Origin of the sequence: Planktothricoides sp. SR001 (assembly GCF_001276715.1) — a bacterium.
Taxonomy (GTDB): domain Bacteria; phylum Cyanobacteriota; class Cyanobacteriia; order Cyanobacteriales; family Laspinemataceae; genus Planktothricoides; species Planktothricoides raciborskii.
Genome location: NZ_LIUQ01000142.1, coordinates 1 through 1,807 on the forward strand (window position 1 = coordinate 1; position 1,807 = coordinate 1,807).

At 41.9% G+C, this 1,807-nt stretch carries 1 protein-coding gene; it reads left to right on the plus strand.

What is annotated here, in order from left to right; translation table 11 throughout:
* Positions 1-1,807, plus strand: a 1,807-nt coding sequence (locus AM228_RS34715) for a beta strand repeat-containing protein (RefSeq protein ID WP_369817815.1), incomplete at both ends; no start/stop codon positions are given.

Consider the following 1,807-nt stretch of genomic DNA (forward strand, 5'->3'; position numbering starts at 1 on the left):
ATATTAGTATTTTCAGTTTGGGCAATATTAACAGTCTGGGAAATATTGAAACTTTTTCAGATAGTGGTATTGGTGGCGATGTTTCCTTAAAGGCTAACGGCAGTGTCATCCTCAGAAATATTCGCACATTCGGTCTAATTGAAAGCGGCGATCTGATAATTCTTAGCTGTGAAAATCTGGTGAAGACTGGCTTGGTAGAAACCGTTGCCCCCAATGGCACTTCCGGCAATATTCAAATCAACACTTATGGCACCGAAGGCAATATTCAAACTGCGGAATTGGTCTCTGCCGGTGAGGACGGTTCGGGAAATATTACCGTAGTGGCTGAAGATGGTTCTGTGATTACAAAAAATATTGCTTCGACTGCTACAGATGGAGATTCTGGTGATATTACGGTTGATGGTGAAGATGATATAGAAACTGGTGATATCACCTCTAAGGGTGATAATAATAGTGGCGATATTTCCGTCAATAGTGATAAAGGTTCTGTCACCACTGGTGATGTCACAACCACTGCCGAAAATGGCAACAGTGGCGATGTGATCGTAACCGCTCAGAATGATGTAGAAACTGGTAATATTACCTCTCAAGCTGGTCAAAATAGTGGAGATATTTCCGTCAGTAGTGATGAGGGTTCTGTCACCACTGGTAATGTGGCAACCGTTGCGGAAAATGGCAATAGTGGCGATGTGACTGTAACAGCCCAGAATAATGTAAAAACTGGTGATATTACCTCCCAAGCTGGTCAAAATAGTGGCGATATTTTAGTCAGTAGTAACGCTGGTTCTGTCACCACTGGGAATATTCATACTATTGCCGAAAATGGCAGTAGTGGGGGTATAACACTGCGGGCAAATAACGATATTTACACCCTAAATATTAGCTCGCTTGGTAATGAGAATAGTGGGAATATTTCTGTGAGCAGCGCAACGGGAAGTGTCACCACAGCCAACCTGGAAACTGTAGCAGAAACCGGCAATTCAGGTGATGTTGATTTAACGGCTAGTCAAGATATTAATACCGGAGATATTAGCTCGATCGCGGGCAACAATAGTGGTGATATTGCTGCTACCAGTAAGGAAGGCGCTATTTCCACGGGAAATATTGAAACTATTGCCCACGAAGGAATTGCCGGAGATATTACCCTGAACGCCCAAGACGATATTAATACTGGCGATATTACTTCTAGCGGTGAAATTGAGAGTGGCGATATTACCCTGAATAGTAATGAAGGGGTTGTAAAAACTGGAGAAATTTCCACCGATACGGGAAAAATTAATCTTAATCAAGAAGGGCTGAATGATTCAAAAGACAATGCAGAAAATTTAGGCATTTTAAATAATTTAATGCCAAATATTTATGAATTAACTACAATCTTGAAAAATGAAAATTATGATAATTTTACCGAAAATAATTTTCAGAACCAGGCTCAACAAATTCTCGAAACTATTCCAGTATTAACTAGCAATGCGAGCCAAACTTATATAGACGATCGCATCTCAACCATAGAAGAAAGTCGCACCAGTGAATTTGCTGATTTTTTGGGCAGTTCGGCAGAAAATCAGGTGATTACCACCGCCTCAGCGCGAGAAATTTTAGGCAGTATGGCCCAGCAAACGGGCACCCAGTCGGCGGTGGTTTATGTCACCTCCTATGACGACCAATTAGAACTGATATTATTCACCGCTGATGGGTCGCCAATTCGGGCAGCAGTTCCCGAAGCAAATCGTCAAGCTTTAACCAAACAAGTGCAAGAGTTTCGCAATGAAATTACTCATCCGGCCAAACGGCGTAGCAACAGTTATTT